Genomic DNA, 19,276 nt, shown 5'->3' with positions numbered 1-19,276 from the left:
ATGGCAGAGAGGTCACACCCGTTCCCATACCGAACACGGAAGTTAAGCTCTCTAGCGCCGATGGTAGTTGGGACCTTGTCCCTGTGAGAGTAGGACGTCGCCAAGCAACTAAACACGAGTCAAATGACTCGTGTTTTTTCGTGTTTTCTTTTATAATCCATAGTAATTAAAAAAATGTGCTTAAATAATTACTATTTTGATTAAATGCAGGGGAATGTGGCTAGGATAGTGAATAAGCAAAAGAGTTGCAAATTTTATTAATACGTATATAATTAAAGTCAAAGATAGTCAAAGTCAATAAAGGTGGCGGATAAATGAGAAATATATCTGATATCATTGAGCAATATCTAAAGCAAGTTATTGACTTAAGTAATAATAATGTGATTGAAATCAAAAGAAATGAGATTGCGGATCGATTCGAGTGCGTACCATCTCAAATCAATTATGTAATCAATACCCGTTTTACATTAGAAAGAGGATTTATAGTAGAAAGTAAACGTGGTGGTGGAGGTTACATTCGCATTATAAAAGTCAAACTGCATGATGATATAGACATTATTGATCAAATGCTTCATATGATTGATCATAGCGTTGCACAAGGGAATGCAGAGAGTATGATTATACGTTTATTAGAAGAGGGAATTATAACAGGCCGTGAAGCAAAACTAATGTTAAGTGTACTAGATCGTTCTGTATTATCAATGGATATTCCTTCTCGAGATGAACTTAGGGCTCGAATATTATGCGCAATGTTAAGAACACTGAAATATAAATAAATACAGCTTTTGTAAAAGAATGATAATTAAGATAGGGCAGTTAAATATTGTAGAAGTTTTGAAAAAGAGCATGTACTTTTATCTAAATGGATTAAGGAAAGAGGACAATCTAGTAATGTATGAAAAGTATCATGAGGTAGATCGTTCCTATTGTAAAGGTGGGGATATTGATGACTTGTCAAAACTGTAATATAAGACCAGCAACTTTACATTATACAAAAGTAATCAACGAGAAGAAGGCGGAAGTTCATCTTTGTGAGCAATGTGCGGAGCAAAGTGGCTATACGTCTTTCTTTCAATCATCACAGTCTAACTTTTCATTTCATGATGTATTTGCTGGTTTATTACACGGTGAATCAACAATGTTTGGAGAAGGAAAAAACGGGTTTTCAAATACAAATACAGTAAGATGTCCAGATTGTAAGATGACATATGAACATTTTACAAAAGTGGGACGCTTTGGTTGTGCTTCTTGTTACGATACATTTAAAGGACACTTAAACCCATTGTTAAAGCGACTTCATGGTGGACATACAGAACATTGTGGAAAAATTCCGGAACGAATGGAAGGAAATATCCACTTAAAGAAAGAATTAGATGAACTAAAACTTATTCTGAAACAATATGTACAGAATGAGGAGTTTGAGAAAGCTGCTGAGGTAAGAGATGAAATTCGAGGGCTTGAAACTCAGCTTAGTGAGCATAGAGAGGGGGAGTAGTTCTATGTCACTGGACAAAATTATGAATGAAGCGATTAGTCCATGGATGAAGGGGGATGGCCCTGATTCTGATATTGTTTTAAGTAGTCGAATTCGTTTGGCTCGTAATTTTAAGCAATATCAATTTTCTACTATGCAAAACGAAGAGGAAGCTCAACAGGTTCAAGAATTATTTAAAAAGAAATTTATAAATAAATCGGTAGAGCCCTTTGGGAAGTTTGGATTATTAAAAATGAATGAATTAACGCCTCTTCAAAGGAGAGTTTTAGTCGAAAAGCATTTAATTAGTCCAAATCTCGCAGGGACCGAATATGGAGCATGTCTGTTATCAGAAAGCGAACACATTAGTGTGATGCTTAATGAGGAAGACCACATTAGGATTCAGTGCCTATTTCCAGGGCTACAGTTATCAAAGGCGCTTCAAAGCGCTAATCAAATAGATAATTGGATTGAGAAAGAGGTTGAATATGCTTTTGATGAATCACTTGGATATATTACGAGTTGTCCTACTAACGTTGGTACAGGATTAAGAGCTTCTGTAATGATTCATTTACCAGGGCTGGTTTTAACAAAAAGAATTAGCCGTATTATACAAGTAATACAAAAATTAGGGTTAGTAGTAAGAGGAATATACGGTGAAGGTAGCGAAGCGTTAGGTAATATATTTCAAGTATCAAATCAAATGACGCTAGGGAAATCCGAAGTAGATATTATTGCAGATTTAAAGAGTGTCATGCAGCAAATTATACAACAAGAAAAATTGGCCAGAGAATTAATTGTACAAAATTCGAGTATTGAGCTTGAAGATAAGGTTTATCGTTCTTACGGTATACTAGCAAACAGTCGTTTAATTCAATCTGCAGAAGCGGCAACTTGCTTATCGGATGTACGACTTGGTATTGATCTAGGATATATAAAAGGTATATCGAGAAATATTTTGACTGAGCTAATGGTTCTTACGCAACCAGGTATTTTACAACAATATGCAGGAGGACCTTTAGGACCAGAAGAAAGAGATTATCGAAGAGCAACCTTAATCCGTGAGCGATTACGTATTGAAAAAAACTAAGCGCAAGTAGGAGGCGATTTCTATGATGTTTGGAAGATTTACAGAAAGAGCACAGAAAGTATTAGCTTTATCTCAAGAGGAAGCAATTCGCATTGGGCATAATAATATTGGAACAGAACATATTTTACTTGGGCTTGTACGCGAAGGTGAAGGAATTGCAGCAAAAGCGTTAATTGCTCTTGGATTGAGCCCGGAAAAAGTGCAAAAAGAGGTAGAAGCGTTAATTGGACGTGGAACAGAAGCTTCTCAAACTGTACATTATACACCTCGTGCTAAAAAAGTTATTGAATTGTCTATGGATGAAGCGCGTAAGCTAGGACATTCTTACGTTGGAACAGAACATATTTTACTTGGCTTAATCCGTGAAGGTGAAGGTGTAGCGGCACGTGTTTTAAATAATTTAGGCGTAAGCCTCAACAAAGCAAGACAACAAGTATTACAACTTCTTGGAAGTAACGAAGCAAGTTCAGGTCACCAAGGTGGTTCATCGACAAATGCCAATACACCGACACTAGACAGTTTAGCACGCGACTTAACAGTTGTTGCACGTGAGAATCGTTTGGATCCTGTTATTGGACGTAGTAAAGAAATTCAACGTGTAATTGAAGTGTTAAGCCGTAGAACAAAAAACAATCCAGTGTTAATTGGAGAACCTGGTGTAGGTAAAACAGCAATTGCTGAAGGGTTAGCACAGCAAATCGTAAATAATGAAGTTCCTGAAACGTTAAGAGATAAGCGTGTTATGACACTAGATATGGGAACAGTGGTAGCTGGGACGAAATATCGTGGTGAGTTTGAAGATCGTTTAAAGAAAGTAATGGATGAAATACGTCAAGCAGGGAATATTATTCTATTTATTGATGAACTTCATACATTAATCGGTGCAGGTGGAGCAGAAGGTGCAATCGATGCATCAAATATTTTAAAACCATCTTTAGCACGCGGAGAATTACAATGTATTGGTGCGACAACTTTAGATGAGTATCGTAAATATATTGAAAAGGATGCAGCTTTAGAGAGACGTTTCCAGCCAATTCATGTTGATGAGCCGAGTCTAGAAGAATCAACTCAAATCTTGAAAGGTTTACGCGATCGTTATGAGGCGCATCACCGTGTGTCTATTACAGATGATGCAATTGATGCAGCTGTAAAACTTTCTGATCGTTATATTACGGATCGTTTCTTACCGGATAAAGCAATTGATTTAATTGATGAAGCTGCTTCAAAGGTTCGCTTACGCTCTTATACAACACCACCAAACTTAAAAGAGCTTGAAGTGAAGCTTGAGGAAATTCGAAAAGAAAAAGATGCGGCTGTACAAAGTCAAGAGTTTGAAAAGGCTGCTTCCTTACGTGATATGGAACAACGCTTACGTGAGAAATTGGAAGATACAAAGCGTCAGTGGAAAGAGCAACAAGGAAAAGAAAATTCAGAGGTTACGGTAGAAGATATTGCAAATGTCGTTTCTACATGGACACGTATCCCTGTTTCTAAACTTGCACAAACAGAGACTGATAAATTATTAAACTTAGAATCCATTCTTCATGATCGTGTCATTGGCCAGGATGAAGCGGTAGTGGCTGTAGCGAAAGCTGTTCGTCGTGCAAGAGCAGGACTAAAAGATCCGAAACGTCCAATTGGTTCATTTATTTTCTTAGGGCCAACAGGTGTAGGTAAAACAGAATTAGCAAGAGCATTGGCAGAATCTATGTTCGGTGATGAGGATGCAATGATTCGCATTGATATGTCTGAGTATATGGAGAAACATTCAACTTCTCGCTTAGTTGGTTCTCCTCCAGGATATGTTGGGTATGAAGAAGGCGGACAATTAACAGAGAAGGTTCGTCGTAAGCCGTATTCAGTTGTCCTATTAGATGAAGTAGAGAAGGCGCATCCCGATGTATTTAATATTTTACTACAGGTATTGGAAGATGGTCGTTTAACTGATTCTAAAGGACGTACAGTTGACTTCCGTAATACGATTGTTATTATGACGTCTAACGTTGGTGCTGAGGCGTTAAAACGTAACAAACATCTTGGATTTAACGTACAAGATGAAAGCCGTGATTATTCGGATATGAAAGGTAAAGTAATGGATGAGCTGAAAAAGGCATTTCGTCCAGAATTCTTAAACCGTATTGATGAAATTATCGTATTCCATATGCTTGAGAAAAAACATATTCAAGAAATTGTGACTCTTATGGTAAATCAGTTAGTGAATCGCTTAAAAGAACAAGAAATTGAATTGCAATTAACAGAAGGGGCGATTGCAGCTATTGCTGATAAAGGGTTTGATCGTGAATATGGTGCTCGTCCACTACGTAGAGCAATTCAGAAGCATGTAGAAGATAGACTATCGGAAGAACTTTTAAAAGGTGCTATTGAGAAAGGGCAAAAAGTTATCTTTGATGTAGAAGGGGAAACATTTGTCATTCATAGTGCTGAAAAGGTAAAATAAGTATAGACAAACTAAGAGGGCTACGAGATAGCCCTCTTTCTTGTACGAGAAGGTCAAATGTTTATAGATGAAAGCGAAGTGAAATATAAAAAGATATGGCTAAAAAGAAAACAAAATTCACATGTCAAGAGTGTGGTTATCAATCACCAAAATATATGGGTAAATGTCCAGGGTGTGGTCAATGGAATTCGCTTGTTGAAGAGATGGAACCCGTTGTATCATCCAGACGCCTAAATTATGCAAATGCAATTCAAACAGAAGTAACAAAACCAAGACGTCTTACAGAAGTAGAAACAAAGTCTGAGGCACGTATTGAAACAAAATTTCAGGAGTTTAACCGTGTACTAGGTGGCGGAATTGTAGATGGATCTTTAGTACTTATTGGTGGGGACCCTGGGATTGGAAAATCAACGTTATTATTACAGATTTCCTCGCAATTAGCAGATGCTTCATATGATGTATTGTATATATCAGGTGAGGAGTCAGCAAAGCAGATTAAACTTCGTGCAGATCGTTTACATGTAAATGGTAGTAATCTATTTGTTGTATCAGAGACAGATTTACAGCGTATTGCAGCACATATTGAAGAGATGAATCCTGCTTTTGTTGTTATTGATTCTATTCAAACGATACATTTACCTGAAGTGACATCAGCTCCTGGTAGTGTGGCGCAAGTACGTGAATGTACAGCAGAATTAATGAAACTTGCAAAAACAAAGGGAATCCCAATTTTTATCGTAGGGCATGTGACAAAAGAAGGTGCAATTGCGGGACCGCGTATGCTAGAACATATGGTCGATGCAGTTCTTTACTTTGAAGGAGATCGACACCATACATATCGTATTTTACGAGCTGTAAAGAATCGTTTTGGTTCTACGAATGAAATGGGTATCTTTGAAATGAAAGAACTTGGCCTTGCAGAAGTCTTAAATCCTTCTGAAATTTTCCTTGAGGAAAGACCAGTTGGAGTTGCAGGTTCAACAGTAGTTGCCTCAATGGAAGGAACAAGACCAGTTTTAGTAGAAATACAGGCATTAATTTCCCCTACTAGTTTTGGAAATCCTCGAAGAATGGCGACAGGAATTGATCATAATCGTGTCTCGCTTATTATGGCGGTACTAGAGAAAAGAACAGGTTTACTATTACAAAATCAAGATGCGTATTTAAAAGTAGCTGGTGGTTTGAAATTAGATGAACCGGCAATTGATTTAGCTGTTGCCTTAAGTATAGCTTCAAGTTTTAGAGATAAATCTACGGCACCAACTGATGCGGTAATAGGAGAAGTTGGATTAACTGGAGAAATAAGAAGAGTATCAAGAATCGAACAACGTGTACAAGAAGCAGCTAAATTAGGATTTCAACGTGCTATCATTCCTAGAAAAAATTTAGGGGGGTGGACAATTCCAGAGGGGATTGAGGTTGTAGGTGTTTCTAATTTAGGAGAAGCGCTTCGTTTGACATTAGGAGGCTAGGCTATGGAAGAAAATAAGCAACGTGTCAAAAGTATAATTAATATTTTACAGCTCGTGGCCCCGGGAACACCACTGCGCGAAGGGATAGATAATGTACTTCGCGCACAAACAGGGGGACTAATTGTTCTTGGGTATAATGAGCAGATTAAAAGCATTGTTGATGGTGGTTTTCATATTAATTGCGCATTCTCTCCTGCTAGTTTATATGAATTAGCAAAAATGGATGGAGCACTTATTTTAAATGAAACTGGAAGTAAAATTTTAATTGCAAACGCACAGTTAGTTCCGGATTCATCTATTGATTCTATTGAAACAGGTATGCGTCACCGAACAGCAGAGCGTGTAGCAAAGCAGACGGGCAGCCTTGTTGTGGCCATTTCACAAAGACGTAATGTAATTACGCTATATCAAGGGAACTTACGTTATACATTAAAAGATATAGGTGTCATTTTAACGAAGGCAAATCAAGCAATTCAAACGCTAGAAAAATATAAGGCTGTATGGAATGACGGCATTACGAATTTGGGTATTCTAGAATTTGAAGAGGTCGTTACAATGTCCGAGGTGGTTCACGTTTTACATAGTGTTGAAATGGTGCTGCGTATTAAAAATGAAATATTGAGCTATATTCATGAGTTAGGAACAGAAGGTAGGTTAATTCGTTTACAGCTTACAGAATTACTAGCTGATTTAGAGGCAGAGGCAGCATTGTTAATTAAAGATTATCACCAGGAGAAAACACAAGACCATCATCAAATATTGAAAAAGTTACAAGATCTTGCAAATACACAACTTTTAGAGGATAGTGATTTAGTTAAATTGCTTGGCTATCCAGGACAAACAAGTTTAGAAGAAAGTGTGACACCTAGAGGGTACCGAATCACAAGCAAGATTTCTCGTGTTCCGCCACTTATTATCGAGAATTTAATTAATCGATTTAAAACATTGCAAGGTGTTTGCCGAGCAACTATTAATGAATTGGATGATGTGGAAGGAATTGGAGAAGTGAGAGCGAAGAAAATACGAGAAGGTCTAAAAAGAATTCAAGAGCATCTCTATATGAGTAGACACAATTAAGAATATTACATTGATTCTATAATATAACGACACTAGAACATTTTTGGTATATGATATGATATATTGGTAAATAAAACTATTTACAAAAAAACACGTCCGCTTTTGCATTCGGCGTTTTGATTAGCGAAACAATGGTTAATAATGAGTAGGAGGTGGTTGGATGTTAAAACGGATTGTACAGCTCTTCTTTTTAGTGATCGGGGGAGCGTTAGGGATTTACTTAATCCCAAAAATTATTAATGTATTAGATATCGGTGCGGTTCCTTTGTTGGAAGGATCGTATGTTCGTGCAATTATTGGTGCAATTATTTTATTTTTAACAACATTTTGGCTTGTAGATTATATTGTTCAACTTATTAAGCATATTGAAGAGGCTCTTGTAAAGGCGCCTGTAGCAGATGTTTTATTTGGTACATTAGGATTAATCTCTGGTCTTATTGTTGCATATTTAATTTTGATACCAATTCGTGAATTTACAATTCCAGTTATTAGTACGGTGTTGCAAGTGTTCTTCACCCTTTTACTTGGATATTTAGGATTCCAAGTAGGATTTAAAAAGAGGAATGAATTGCTAGGATTATTTACATTACCCCAACGCGGAGGTAAGAAGAAAAACAATAGTGAGAATGAAGAGGTAGAGGTCGAAGCAGAAAAATCTACGACTCATTGGAAAATTCTCGATACGAGTGTAATTATTGACGGACGTATTGCAGATATTTGCCAAACAAAGTTTTTAGAAGGAACAATTGTCATTCCGCAATTCGTATTAGAAGAGCTTCAGCATATTGCCGATTCTTCAGATGCTTTAAAGCGTAATCGTGGCCGCAGAGGGCTAGACATTTTAAATCGTATTCAAAAGGAGATGCCAATTCCGGTAGAAATTTATGAAGGCGATTTCGATGATATCCAAGAAGTAGATAGCAAGCTTGTAAAGTTGGCAAAAATCACTGGTGGAACTGTAGTAACAAACGATTTCAATTTAAACAAAGTTTCTGAATTACAAGGGGTTACGGTGTTAAACATTAATGATTTAGCTAATGCGATTAAACCAGTCGTACTCCCTGGTGAAGAATTAAGTGTTTATGTTGTGAAAGATGGTAAAGAACAAAATCAAGGTGTTGCATACTTAGATGATGGTACGATGATTGTAGTAGAAGATGGTAGAGAGTATGTGGGTTCACAACTTGACGTACTTGTTACTAGCGTATTACAAACATCGGCTGGTCGTATGATTTTCGCAAAACGTAAATTGCTAGAAAAAGCATTATAAGTAGAGGATTATTAATATGTATACATTAATTATTCCGGCAGCGGGCCAAGGAAAACGAATGGGTGCTGGTAAAAATAAGTTATTTTTACTTATAGATGAAGTACCAATTATTGTGCACACATTGCGTGCTTTTGAAAAAGATAAAGCGTGCAAAAGTATTATTATGGCAATTAACGAAGAAGAACGCCCGTATTTTGAAGAGTTAATGCAGAAGTACCAGATTGAAAAGCACGTACAATTCATTCAGGGTGGAGCCGAAAGACAAGATAGCGTCTATAACGCACTTCAGTATGCGAGTGGTGTCGAATATGTTCTTGTGCATGACGGGGCGCGCCCGTTCGTAACGAATAAAGTGATTCGCGATGTATTAACTGCAGCAGAAAAATATGGAGCTTCCATTTGTGCAGTGCCAGTAAAAGATACTGTTAAGAAAGTAGAGAAGGGTGTTGTTGTAGAAACGGTAGAGCGATCTCAACTTAACGCTGTACAAACACCACAAGGATTCTCTGTTTCTCTTTTGCTAGAAGCTCATAGAAGCGCAAAGCAAAGTTGTTTTCTTGGCACAGATGATGCAAGTCTCGTAGAACGTGTGGGGAAGCAAGTAGGTGTAGTAGAGGGGAGTTACTATAATATTAAAGTGACGACTCCGGAAGATCTATTAATTGCTGAAAGTTTCCTACGTGTTCAGAAGAAATAACATTGATGACGTGTTAATAAAGAAAAGCTCGGCAACAGCCGGGCTTTTCTTTATAAGGATAGCGATATAATATAGAGTCATAAAGCTCAGTAGTTTAGCTTAAGGAGGAAGTAAGGATGTTTCGAATTGGACAAGGTTTTGATGTACATGAATTTGCGGAAGGGCGCCCGTTGATTATCGGTGGAATTACAATTCCACACGAGAAAGGATTAATCGGTCATTCAGATGCAGATGTATTGTTACATACGATTGCTGATGCATGTTTAGGTGCGATTGCAGCAGGAGATATCGGAAAGCATTTTCCTGATACAGACCCAGCTTTTAAAGATGCAGATTCAGCTGTATTGTTACAAAAAGTTTGGGAATTTGTGCGTGAACAAGGTTACGAGTTAGGAAATTTAGATTGTACAATTATTGCTCAAAAACCAAAAATGGCACCACATATTGAGAGTATGCGTAAGCGCATTAGTGAACTGTTAGAAACGTCTATCGATAACATTAATGTAAAGGCAACAACAACAGAAAAATTAGGATTTACAGGTAGAGAAGAAGGGATTGCTTCTCAAGCGGTTGTTTTATTACAGAAAAAATAATGGTTTTTAATTCGTAAGATGGATAATCACATTTTTTTGGTGTACAATTATAGAATGTGTTGACATTAAGAATGGAAGGTGTACCAATTATGGAAAAGCAAGTGAGAGTGCGCTACGCGCCAAGTCCAACAGGACACTTACATATCGGAAATGCGCGTACGGCATTATTTAATTATTTATTTGCTCGTCATTTAGATGGCAAATTTATTATTCGTATTGAAGATACTGATGTAAAACGTAACGTGGCTGGTGGAGAAGAAAGCCAATTAAAATACTTGAAATGGCTCGGTATGGACTGGGATGAAGGTGTTGATGTTGGTGGTGAATTTGGACCATATCGCCAAACAGAGCGTTTAGATATTTATAAAAAATTATATGAAGATTTATTAGAGCGTGGTCTAGCTTATAAATGTTATATGACAGAAGAAGAGCTAGAAGCAGAGCGTGAAGGACAAATCGCTCGTGGTGAAACACCTCGTTACGCAGGTAACCACCGTGAATTAACTGAAGAACAAGTGAAAGAATTTGAAGCTGAGGGACGTATTCCAAGTATTCGTTTCCGTGTACCAGCTGATCGTGACTACACATTCAAAGATATTGTAAAAGATGAAGTTGCGTTCCATTCAAATGATTTCGGTGATTTTGTTATTGTGAAAAAGGATGGAATTCCAACTTATAACTTTGCAGTAGCAGTAGATGATCATCTAATGGAAATTACACATGTACTTCGTGGTGATGATCATATTTCAAATACACCGAAACAAATGATGATTTATGAAGCTTTCGGCTGGGATATTCCACAATTCGGTCATATGACTCTAATTGTTAATGAAAGTCGTAAAAAGTTAAGTAAGCGTGATGAATCTATTATTCAATTTATTGAGCAATATAAAGAGCTTGGGTATCTTCCAGAAGCAATCTTTAACTTTATTGCACTACTAGGTTGGTCTCCGGTAGGAGAAGAAGAAATCTTCTCTAAAGATGAGTTTATCAAAATGTTCGATGCAGCTCGTTTATCAAAATCACCTGCATTATTTGATTCTCAAAAACTAAAATGGATGAACAACCAGTATATGAAAAAGCAAGATTTAGATACGGTTGTAGAGTTAAGCTTACCGCATTTAGTGAAAGCTGGACGTGTGGGAGAAACTTTAAGCGAACAAGACCAAGCTTGGATTCGTGATGTAATTGCTTTATACCATGAACAAATGAGTTTTGGAGCTGAAATTGTAGAGCTTTCTGAAATGTTCTTTAAAGATCATGTTGATTATGAAGAAGAAGGACAAGAAGTATTAAATGGTGAACAAGTACCTGAAGTACTTCGTGCATTTGCTGGTCAAATAGAAGCTCTAGAAGCAATGGAGCCAGCAGCAATTAAGGCAGCGATTAAAGCAGTTCAAAAGGAAACAGGACATAAAGGTAAAAATTTATTTATGCCAATCCGTGTTGCAACTACAGGACAAACGCATGGTCCAGAGCTTCCGAATGCTATTGCACTTCTTGGAAAAGAAAAAGTTTTAAATCGTCTTCAAAAAGTAATTGGTTAACATTTTCTAGGTTTAGAAATATAATAAGTATACCTAAAACCTAATAAGGAAAAGCGACGAGAAGGAGAAGTAGAAAATCAGGCTTTTTACAGAGAGAACCACCTTTAGGCTGGGAGTGGTTTATAAGCGGATTTTTGAAATGCCCCTTCGAGTCTTCTGCTGAACAGCGAATTGCTTCGTGGGATGTCTTAGGCCGCAAAGTAAGCAGAAGCGGTGTACACCGTTATCATGGATGAGTTTGAGGCTTTTTTAAGCCTAAACAGAGTGGAACCGCGCTTAAAAGGCGTCTCTGTCAATATGACAGAGACGCCTTTTTTTTATACCGTGTAAATAGGTATGAATATAGAATTTATCTCCTTATATAAAGAATTAGGGGAGAAGTGATGAGTTAGGGGAGTTAGTTCGCTCGACAAAAAAGCAGCCCATAAAGGGGAGGGAACACCGATGTTTAAGAGGCTTCGGGAAGATATTGAAGTCGTTTTTGAACAGGATCCAGCGGCAAGAGGTTATTTCGAAGTCATTTTAACTTACTCTGGATTACATGCAGTTTGGGCCCATCGAATTGCACATGCTTTTTATAAAAGAAATTTTTTCTTTCTTGCACGTTTTGTTTCACAAGTGAGCCGCTTTTTTACTGGCATTGAGATCCATCCAGGAGCAACTATTGGTCGACGTTTTTTTATAGATCATGGAATGGGAGTTGTAATCGGAGAAACTTGTGAAATTGGTGATAATGTAACGATTTATCAAGGGGTTACATTAGGTGGTACAGGAAAAGAAAAAGGAAAGAGGCATCCAACAATTCAGGATAATGTATTAATTGCGACGGGTGCTAAAGTTCTTGGTTCTATTACTGTGGGAGAGAATTCTAAAATCGGAGCAGGGTCTGTCGTATTAAAAGAAGTTCCTGCACATTCTACAGTTGTAGGTATACCTGGCCGTGTCGTTATTCAAAATGGAGTAAAGATTGGTCAAGAATTAAATCACTCTGACCTTCCGGATCCGATTTTTGATAAATTAAAGGCTATGGAAGTAGAACTTGATAAATTGAAGAAACAATTGGAATTAAAGGTAGAAAGGAAGGATAAAAATGACTATTCACATTTATAATACGTTAACACGTCAAAAAGAAGAGTTTGTTCCATTAGAAGAAAATAAGGTAAAGATGTATGTATGCGGACCTACAGTTTATAACTACATTCATATTGGGAATGCAAGGCCTCCTATGGTATTCGATACAGTGCGTCGTTATTTAGAATACAAAGGATACGATGTGCAATATGTATCTAACTTTACGGATGTAGATGATAAATTAATTAAAGCGGCAAATGAATTAGGTGAAGATGTACCGACAATTGCTGATCGCTTTGTTGAAGCGTACTTTGAAGATGTAACAGCACTAGGTTGCAAACACGCAACAGTTCATCCTCGTGTAACAGAAAATATGGATATCATTATTGAATTTATTCAAGAACTTGTGAATAAAGGGTATGCATATGAATCAGAGGGTGATGTGTACTTTAAGACGAAGGAATTCGAAGGTTACGGTAAATTATCACATCAACCAATCGCAGATTTACGTCACGGTGCTCGTATTGAGGTAGGGGAAAAGAAACAAGACCCTCTTGATTTTGCTTTATGGAAAGCTGCGAAAGAAGGAGAAATCTTCTGGGAAAGCCCTTGGGGGCAAGGACGTCCAGGATGGCATATTGAATGCTCAGCAATGGCGCGTAAGTACTTAGGGGATACAATTGACATTCATGCTGGTGGTCAAGACTTGGCATTCCCACATCATGAAAATGAAATTGCGCAGTCAGAAGCATTGACTGGAAAAACGTTTGCACGTTACTGGATGCATAATGGATATATTAATATTAACAATGAGAAGATGTCTAAATCGCTGGGTAACTTTATTTTAGTTCACGATATTATTAAGCAATACGACCCGCAGTTAATTAGATTCTTTATGTTATCAGTACACTATCGTCACCCGATTAACTTTAGTGAAGAGTTATTACAAAGTACGAATAATGGACTGGAAAGAATTAAAACAGCTTATGGAAACTTAAAGCATCGTATGGAGAGTAGTACGGATTTAACGGACCATAATGAGAAATGGTTAGCTGAAATAGAGAAATTCCAGACTGCATTTGAAGAGGCAATGAATGATGACTTTAACACTGCAAATGCAATTACCGAATTATACAACGTAGCAAATCATGCAAATCAATATTTACTTGAAGAGCATACATCTAAAGTTGTGATTGAAGCATACGTAAAACAACTGGAAACGTTATTTGATATTTTAGGATTAGAATTATCAAAAGAAGAATTACTGGATGAAGAAATTGAAGAGCTTATCCAAAAGCGCATTGAAGCTCGTAAAAATCGTGATTTTGCATTGTCTGATCAAATTCGTGACGATTTAAAAGAACGTAATATTATTTTAGAAGATACCGCTCAAGGTACAAGATGGAAAAGAGGATAAGGATGATCGATGCAAAGCAATTAAACAGCTTGGCGTTAGCGTATATGGGTGATGCGGTATATGAACAATATATCCGCTATCACCTCCTTCAAAAAGGAAAAGTTCGACCTAATCAATTACACCGCTTAGGGACGAGCTTTGTTTCAGCAAAAGCACAGGCGAAAGTTGTTTATCATTTATTAGAGACGGCATTTTTGACAGAGGAAGAAGAGGCGGTATTAAGAAGAGGGCGTAATGCAAATTCAGGTACAGTTCCGAAAAATACGGATGTACAAACATATCGACATAGTACAGCCTTTGAAGCGCTAATTGGTTACCATCATTTATTAAATAATCGTGAAAGATTAGACGAAATTGTATATAAGGCAATAGCAGTTTTAGAAGAAAAGGAAGGGGGCACATCATCATGACTAGTGAATATATTATCGGACGTAACCCTGTAATTGAAGCGTTAAGATCAGGGAGAGATATTAATAAAATTTGGATCGCAGAAGGTGCTGCCAAAGGACAAGTACAAATTGTACTAGCATTAGCGAAAGAAAATAAGATTATTTTACAACATGCACCAAAGAAAAAGTTAGATCAATTAGTTGAGGGTAATCATCAAGGTGTAATTGCTCAAGTAGCTGCATATCAGTATGCAGAGTTAGAAGATTTATTCAAAGTGGCAGAAAAACGTAATGAAGATCCGTTCTTCTTGATTTTAGATGAGATTGAAGATCCGCATAACCTAGGTTCTATTATGCGTACTGCTGATGCAACAGGAGCTCATGGAATTATTATTCCGAAGAGAAGAGCTGTGGGACTTACCGCATCAGTTGCGAAAGCATCAACAGGAGCGATTGAATACATTCCTGTTGCGCGCGTAACAAACTTATCTCGTACAATTGATGAATTAAAAGAGCGTGGACTTTGGATTGCTGGTACAGATGCCAAAGGAAAAACGGATTACCGTAATTTAGATGGTACAATGCCGATTGGATTAGTAATTGGTAGTGAAGGAAAAGGTATGAGTCGTATTATTGGTGAAAAGTGTGATTTCTTAATCACTCTACCGATGGTTGGTAAAGTTACATCCTTAAATGCTTCAGTAGCCGCAAGTTTGTTAATGTATGAGGTATATCGTAAACGTCACGAAATTGGTAAATAAAAAATGAACGATATTTTAATCGTTGACGGCTACAACATTATCGGAGCTTGGGGAGATTTGAAGAAACTGCGGGATGTAGATTTACAATCATCAAGAGATGCGCTTATTGATAAGATGGCGGATTATCAAGGTTATACAGGCACAAAAGTGATGATAGTCTTTGATGCCTATACAGTCCATGGTATTGAAAAAAAGATGAAACAATCTCGTGTAGAAGTAATATTCACACGAAAGAATCAAACTGCAGACGAAAAGATAGAGCAACTTGCGATAGAGCTTAGAAATATAAATACACAAATATATGTTGCGACTTCTGATTATACAGAACAATGGGTTATATTTGCGCAAGGTGCCCTTCGAAAATCTGCGCGTGAATTAGAGTTGGAAGTACAAGCAATGGAACAACAAGTAAGAAGGCGTACAAAAGACGCGAAAGAACAGCAGCCCGCCATGCGAAAGATATTTAGTAAGGATATTACAGAAAAATTAGAAAAATTAAGAAGAGGAGAGCGTTGAAGCATTGACGCTCTTTATCTTTTTACTGTATAATATTGCTAAATAAATAGCGGTCGGAGGGATCAAGGTGGAAGCAGGCTTCGTAAGTATAGGCGACGTTACATTTCGTGATTTAGAGGATGAGGCAATCGTTGAGTTAGTTCGAAAAGGTAATACTGACGCTCTAGAATATTTAATTCACAAGTATAAGAACTTTGTTCGTGCGAAATCAAGATCTTACTTTTTAGTGGGTGCCGATCGAGAAGACATTGTTCAAGAAGGTATGATAGGGTTGTTTAAAGCAATTCGTGATTATAAAGAGGACAAGCTGTCTTCATTCAAAGCATTTGCTGAACTATGTATCACTCGACAAATTATTACCGCTATTAAAACGGCAACAAGACAAAAACATATTCCTTTAAATTCGTATGTGTCTTTAGATAAGCCGATTTACGATGAGGAATCTGATCGAACGTTATTGGATGTTATTTCTGAAGCGAAGGTGACTGATCCTGAAGAGATGATCATTAGCCAGGAAGAATATACAGACATAGAATCAAAAATATCTGAATTATTAAGCGATTTAGAAAGAAAAGTGCTTTCTTTATATTTAGATGGTCGTTCTTATCAAGAGATTTCAGAACAGTTAAACAGGCATGTGAAATCTATTGATAACGCTTTACAAAGAGTAAAGAGGAAATTGGAACGATATATGGAAATGAGAGAAAGTACAACTTTAAATTCATAAGAAGTAACAAGTGCTGCAGGTGTAAAATAAATCACCTGTTTTCTTTTGTAGAGAGTACAAAATGCATGTCATTGACATTGTCTTTTATTGTATGATACATTTTTAGGGACATAATGTTACAAGGTTGGTGTAACTAATGAGGAAAAAAGTTGTACTCTCATGTGAAGAGTGTAAAAATCGAAACTACTCTACTATGAAAGATACGAGCTCAATAGAGCGACTTGAAATAAAAAAGTTTTGTAAAACATGCAATCAGCATACAGTTCACAAGGAAACAAAATAAATAATTGAAATAATACACTGGAGGTCCCGCAGATGCGTTTAACGAACTTTTTCGGCGATGTAGGTCGCGAAATGAAAAAAGTAAGTTGGCCTAAAAAAGATGAATTACTCCGCTCAACAGCGACTGTTGTTGCTACAGTTGTGTTCTTTGCGATTTTCTTCGCAGTAGTTGATATGGGCATTTCTTCTTTAATTCGGTTAATTCTTGGTTAATTCTTGAATAAGAAGCACTTATCCATGATATAATGTTATTTATAAGAACTGTGTAAAAGCCCGGTGAACGGGTTTTTTCATTTGCGCAAAAAAATGTACGTCAGGGAGGGAAGGACGCTCGTCCTAAATGAATGGAAAAAAGTTGGTATGTTGTCCATACTTATTCTGGATATGAAAATAAAGTAAAAGCAAACCTAGAGAAACGTGTAGAATCAATGGGTATGCAAGATAAAATTTTCCGTGTTGTTGTCCCGGAAGAAGTAGAAGTAGAAATGAAAAACGGAAAAGAAAAATTAATGAAAAGAAAAGTGTTCCCAGGTTATGTATTAGTAGAATTAATCATGACTGATGACTCTTGGTATGTTGTACGTAACACGCCGGGTGTAACTGGGTTCGTTGGTTCTTCTGGTTCTGGATCTAAACCATCACCTCTATTAGAAGAGGAAGTTGTTACCATTATGAAACATATGGGAATGGACAACGAAGTGGTTGATTTCGACTTTGAACTTCATGAGACAGTACGTGTAAATGAGGGGCCATTCGCAGATTATACAGGTGCTATTGAAGAAATTGATGTGGAGAAGAAAAAGGTTAGCGTGCTTGTGGACATGTTTGGTCGCGAGACTCCAGTTGAACTTGACTTCCATCAAATTGAAAAATTATAAAATGAAACTTGAAATGAATTGTAAAAAGTGATAATATCTTTTAAGTCAGTACGTCTTCGTTATCGGAGACGTTTTTTGAAAGATTTTATCCTTACAGATAAAATATGACGTGGGAGGGCAAATCACTGTCCAATTGACCACATCACGGACTTAAGGAGGTGTGTCTCGTGGCTAAAAAGGTAATTAAAATGGTAAAGCTTCAAATTCCTGCAGGTAAAGCTAACCCAGCTCCACCAGTTGGTCCAGCATTAGGACAAGCAGGTGTTAACATCATGGGCTTCTGTAAAGAGTTTAACGCTCGTACAGCAGATCAAGCTGGTCTTATCATCCCTGTTGAAATTACGGTATTTGAGGACCGTTCATTCACTTTCATTACTAAAACTCCTCCTGCTGCTGTTCTTCTTAAGAAAGTAGCTGGTATTGAGTCTGGTTCTGGTGAACCAAACCGTAATAAAGTGGCAACTGTTAAGCGTGATAAAGTACGCGAAATCGCTGAAACTAAAATGCCTGACCTAAACGCTGCTAGCGTAGAAGCTGCAATGCGTATGGTTGAAGGTACTGCACGCAGTATGGGCATCGTTATCGAAGACTAATTCGATTTGTTTTTAAAAAAGGTTGCGGGTCTGGAATTCCAATTCGCAACCTTTATTATCGTAAATGATTATCGTTTTTAAATAAATGGATGGCGCTCATCCTCAGGTTATACCTGAAAACAGGCGTAAACGTGGGAGGTTATTCCGCTAAAACCACATTCGAGGAGGAAATAAAAATGGCTAAAAGAGGTAAAAAGTACGTAGAAGCTGCAAAGCTTGTTGATCGTGCAGCTGCTTACTCTGCAACAGAAGCAGTAGAATTAGTAAAGAAAACAAACACAGCTAAATTTGATGCAACTGTAGAAGCTGCATTCCGTTTAGGTGTTGACCCTAAGAAAGCTGACCAACAAATCCGTGGTGCAGTTGTTCTTCCACACGGTACTGGTAAAGTACAACGTGTATTAGTATTTGCTAAAGGTGAAAAAGCTAAAGAAGCTGAAGCTGCTGGAGCTGACTTTGTAGGCGATACTGATTACATCGGTAAAATCCAACAAGGTTGGTTCGATTTCGATGTAGTAGTAGCAACTCCTGACATGATGGGTGAAGTTGGTAAACTTGGTCGCGTATTAGGACCTAAAGGTTTAATGCCAAACCCTAAAACTGGAACAGTTACTTTCGATGTAACTAAAGCTGTTAACGAAATCAAAGCTGGTAAAGTTGAATACCGCGTTGATAAAGCTGGTAACATCCACGTTCCAATCGGTAAAGTATCTTTCGAAGATGCTAAATTAGTAGAAAACTTCAAAACAATTGCTGACACTTTACAAAAAGTTAAGCCAGCTGCTGCAAAAGGTACTTACATGAAGAACGTAACAGTTGCTTCTACAATGGGACCTGGCGTACGTGTAGACGTTTCTACATTAGCGTAAATTTTGGAAGTTGACTTCATAAAGAAGTTTTAATATAATCATTTATGTTGTGAATTTAATTAGTGTACCGTAGACAGTAGGTGTCAATAGACTTA

At 37.3% G+C, this 19,276-nt stretch carries 21 protein-coding genes, 1 rRNA gene and 2 other annotated features (1 of these 24 cut by a window edge); all 22 genes read left to right on the top strand.

From position 1 onward, the window contains the following. A 5S ribosomal RNA gene (gene rrf, locus HMAS_RS26885) occupies positions 1 to 106 on the top strand; the annotation flags it as partial. A 208-nt stretch (positions 107 to 314) separates the two neighbouring features. After that, positions 315 to 776 (top strand): transcriptional regulator CtsR, encoded by a 462-nt coding sequence (gene ctsR / locus HMAS_RS26880; protein WP_001244558.1) that lies wholly within the window; start codon positions 315 to 317, stop codon positions 774 to 776. A 170-nt stretch (positions 777 to 946) separates the two neighbouring features. Further along, positions 947 to 1,495, top strand: coding sequence for a UvrB/UvrC motif-containing protein (locus HMAS_RS26875; protein WP_000128399.1), 549 nt, complete (start codon positions 947 to 949; stop codon positions 1,493 to 1,495). A 4-nt stretch (positions 1,496 to 1,499) separates the two neighbouring features. Continuing rightward, on the top strand, positions 1,500 to 2,564 hold the full coding sequence (locus tag HMAS_RS26870) for a protein arginine kinase (protein ID WP_000050843.1): 1,065 nt from the start codon (positions 1,500 to 1,502) through the stop codon (positions 2,562 to 2,564). Positions 2,565 to 2,586: 22 nt separating this feature from the next. Next, the gene (gene clpC / locus HMAS_RS26865; protein ID WP_000971184.1) at positions 2,587 to 5,022 is read left to right on the top strand and encodes an ATP-dependent protease ATP-binding subunit ClpC; all 2,436 of its coding nucleotides are present in this window, start codon (positions 2,587 to 2,589) and stop codon (positions 5,020 to 5,022) included. Between the two features lie 95 nt (positions 5,023 to 5,117). Continuing rightward, positions 5,118 to 6,494: a DNA repair protein RadA gene (radA, locus tag HMAS_RS26860; protein WP_001085202.1), complete on the top strand. Its 1,377-nt coding sequence runs from the start codon at positions 5,118 to 5,120 to the stop codon at positions 6,492 to 6,494. A gap of 3 nt (positions 6,495 to 6,497) precedes the next feature. Then, a complete protein-coding gene (gene disA / locus HMAS_RS26855) occupies positions 6,498 to 7,571 on the top strand; it encodes a DNA integrity scanning diadenylate cyclase DisA (RefSeq protein ID WP_000392158.1) in 1,074 nt (357 codons plus the stop codon). Between the two features lie 160 nt (positions 7,572 to 7,731). Continuing rightward, on the top strand, positions 7,732 to 8,841 hold the full coding sequence (locus HMAS_RS26850) for a PIN/TRAM domain-containing protein (protein WP_000919677.1): 1,110 nt from the start codon (positions 7,732 to 7,734) through the stop codon (positions 8,839 to 8,841). Between the two features lie 16 nt (positions 8,842 to 8,857). Continuing rightward, complete coding sequence (gene ispD, locus HMAS_RS26845; protein WP_000288283.1) at positions 8,858 to 9,538, top strand: 2-C-methyl-D-erythritol 4-phosphate cytidylyltransferase; 681 nt, start codon at positions 8,858 to 8,860, stop codon at positions 9,536 to 9,538. A gap of 116 nt (positions 9,539 to 9,654) precedes the next feature. After that, positions 9,655 to 10,131 (top strand): 2-C-methyl-D-erythritol 2,4-cyclodiphosphate synthase, encoded by a 477-nt coding sequence (gene ispF, locus HMAS_RS26840; RefSeq protein ID WP_000488386.1) that lies wholly within the window; start codon positions 9,655 to 9,657, stop codon positions 10,129 to 10,131. Between the two features lie 89 nt (positions 10,132 to 10,220). Beyond that, positions 10,221 to 11,678 (top strand): glutamate--tRNA ligase, encoded by a 1,458-nt coding sequence (gene gltX, locus HMAS_RS26835; RefSeq protein ID WP_000415143.1) that lies wholly within the window; start codon positions 10,221 to 10,223, stop codon positions 11,676 to 11,678. A 47-nt stretch (positions 11,679 to 11,725) separates the two neighbouring features. Beyond that, positions 11,726 to 11,972: a binding site (T-box leader), on the top strand. A 150-nt stretch (positions 11,973 to 12,122) separates the two neighbouring features. Further along, the gene (gene cysE / locus HMAS_RS26830) at positions 12,123 to 12,788 is read left to right on the top strand and encodes a serine O-acetyltransferase (protein ID WP_000476497.1); all 666 of its coding nucleotides are present in this window, start codon (positions 12,123 to 12,125) and stop codon (positions 12,786 to 12,788) included. Continuing rightward, positions 12,769 to 14,166, top strand: a complete 1,398-nt coding sequence (gene cysS / locus HMAS_RS26825; RefSeq protein ID WP_000152276.1) for a cysteine--tRNA ligase — start codon at positions 12,769 to 12,771, stop codon at positions 14,164 to 14,166. The genes cysE and cysS overlap by 20 nt, the downstream gene beginning before the upstream one ends. Before the next feature lie 2 nt (positions 14,167 to 14,168). After that, positions 14,169 to 14,576 carry a Mini-ribonuclease 3 gene (locus HMAS_RS26820; RefSeq protein WP_000564261.1) on the top strand — a complete coding sequence of 136 codons (408 nt, stop codon included), beginning with the start codon at positions 14,169 to 14,171 and terminating at the stop codon, positions 14,574 to 14,576. Continuing rightward, complete coding sequence (gene rlmB / locus HMAS_RS26815; RefSeq protein ID WP_000200237.1) at positions 14,573 to 15,316, top strand: 23S rRNA (guanosine(2251)-2'-O)-methyltransferase RlmB; 744 nt, start codon at positions 14,573 to 14,575, stop codon at positions 15,314 to 15,316. Before HMAS_RS26820 ends, rlmB begins: the two co-directional genes overlap by 4 nt. Before the next feature lie 3 nt (positions 15,317 to 15,319). Further along, positions 15,320 to 15,832, top strand: a complete 513-nt coding sequence (locus tag HMAS_RS26810) for an NYN domain-containing protein (protein WP_000997880.1) — start codon at positions 15,320 to 15,322, stop codon at positions 15,830 to 15,832. A 67-nt stretch (positions 15,833 to 15,899) separates the two neighbouring features. Further along, on the top strand, positions 15,900 to 16,559 hold the full coding sequence (locus tag HMAS_RS26805; protein ID WP_000387193.1) for an RNA polymerase sporulation sigma factor SigH: 660 nt from the start codon (positions 15,900 to 15,902) through the stop codon (positions 16,557 to 16,559). Between the two features lie 136 nt (positions 16,560 to 16,695). Continuing rightward, complete coding sequence (rpmG, locus tag HMAS_RS26800) at positions 16,696 to 16,842, top strand: 50S ribosomal protein L33 (RefSeq protein ID WP_014481927.1); 147 nt, start codon at positions 16,696 to 16,698, stop codon at positions 16,840 to 16,842. A 32-nt stretch (positions 16,843 to 16,874) separates the two neighbouring features. Continuing rightward, entirely contained in the window at positions 16,875 to 17,054 is a 180-nt protein-coding gene (gene secE, locus HMAS_RS26795) for a preprotein translocase subunit SecE (RefSeq protein WP_001241323.1), read from the top strand. 131 nt (positions 17,055 to 17,185) lie between these two features. Beyond that, a complete protein-coding gene (gene nusG / locus HMAS_RS26790; RefSeq protein ID WP_000415794.1) occupies positions 17,186 to 17,719 on the top strand; it encodes a transcription termination/antitermination protein NusG in 534 nt (177 codons plus the stop codon). A gap of 167 nt (positions 17,720 to 17,886) precedes the next feature. After that, the gene (rplK, locus tag HMAS_RS26785) at positions 17,887 to 18,312 is read left to right on the top strand and encodes a 50S ribosomal protein L11 (RefSeq protein ID WP_001085872.1); all 426 of its coding nucleotides are present in this window, start codon (positions 17,887 to 17,889) and stop codon (positions 18,310 to 18,312) included. Between the two features lie 176 nt (positions 18,313 to 18,488). After that, positions 18,489 to 19,181: a 50S ribosomal protein L1 gene (gene rplA, locus HMAS_RS26780; RefSeq protein WP_001987630.1), complete on the top strand. Its 693-nt coding sequence runs from the start codon at positions 18,489 to 18,491 to the stop codon at positions 19,179 to 19,181. A gap of 49 nt (positions 19,182 to 19,230) precedes the next feature. Next, positions 19,231 to 19,276, top strand: a sequence feature (ribosomal protein L10 leader region) (it continues 99 nt past the right edge of the window).

The organism is Bacillus sp. HMA207, assembly GCF_003402455.1.
Lineage (GTDB): Bacteria > Bacillota > Bacilli > Bacillales > Bacillaceae_G > Bacillus_A > Bacillus_A cereus.
This window is presented reverse-complemented; position numbering and strand designations above follow the sequence as displayed.

Coding starts and splice junctions, on each gene's coding strand:
- HMAS_RS26810 (WP_000997880.1), top strand. CDS start 15,320: ATGAACGATATTTTAATCGTTGACGGCTACAACATTATCGGAGCTTGG.
- HMAS_RS26870 (WP_000050843.1), top strand. CDS start 1,500: ATGTCACTGGACAAAATTATGAATGAAGCGATTAGTCCATGGATGAAG.
- clpC (WP_000971184.1), top strand. CDS start 2,587: ATGATGTTTGGAAGATTTACAGAAAGAGCACAGAAAGTATTAGCTTTA.
- HMAS_RS26875 (WP_000128399.1), top strand. CDS start 947: ATGACTTGTCAAAACTGTAATATAAGACCAGCAACTTTACATTATACA.
- rpmG (WP_014481927.1), top strand. CDS start 16,696: ATGAGGAAAAAAGTTGTACTCTCATGTGAAGAGTGTAAAAATCGAAAC.
- ctsR (WP_001244558.1), top strand. CDS start 315: ATGAGAAATATATCTGATATCATTGAGCAATATCTAAAGCAAGTTATT.
- rlmB (WP_000200237.1), top strand. CDS start 14,573: ATGACTAGTGAATATATTATCGGACGTAACCCTGTAATTGAAGCGTTA.
- ispD (WP_000288283.1), top strand. CDS start 8,858: ATGTATACATTAATTATTCCGGCAGCGGGCCAAGGAAAACGAATGGGT.
- cysE (WP_000476497.1), top strand. CDS start 12,123: ATGTTTAAGAGGCTTCGGGAAGATATTGAAGTCGTTTTTGAACAGGAT.
- nusG (WP_000415794.1), top strand. CDS start 17,186: ATGGAAAAAAGTTGGTATGTTGTCCATACTTATTCTGGATATGAAAAT.
- cysS (WP_000152276.1), top strand. CDS start 12,769: ATGACTATTCACATTTATAATACGTTAACACGTCAAAAAGAAGAGTTT.
- ispF (WP_000488386.1), top strand. CDS start 9,655: ATGTTTCGAATTGGACAAGGTTTTGATGTACATGAATTTGCGGAAGGG.
- disA (WP_000392158.1), top strand. CDS start 6,498: ATGGAAGAAAATAAGCAACGTGTCAAAAGTATAATTAATATTTTACAG.
- HMAS_RS26820 (WP_000564261.1), top strand. CDS start 14,169: ATGATCGATGCAAAGCAATTAAACAGCTTGGCGTTAGCGTATATGGGT.
- radA (WP_001085202.1), top strand. CDS start 5,118: ATGGCTAAAAAGAAAACAAAATTCACATGTCAAGAGTGTGGTTATCAA.
- HMAS_RS26850 (WP_000919677.1), top strand. CDS start 7,732: ATGTTAAAACGGATTGTACAGCTCTTCTTTTTAGTGATCGGGGGAGCG.
- rplA (WP_001987630.1), top strand. CDS start 18,489: ATGGCTAAAAGAGGTAAAAAGTACGTAGAAGCTGCAAAGCTTGTTGAT.
- secE (WP_001241323.1), top strand. CDS start 16,875: ATGCGTTTAACGAACTTTTTCGGCGATGTAGGTCGCGAAATGAAAAAA.
- gltX (WP_000415143.1), top strand. CDS start 10,221: ATGGAAAAGCAAGTGAGAGTGCGCTACGCGCCAAGTCCAACAGGACAC.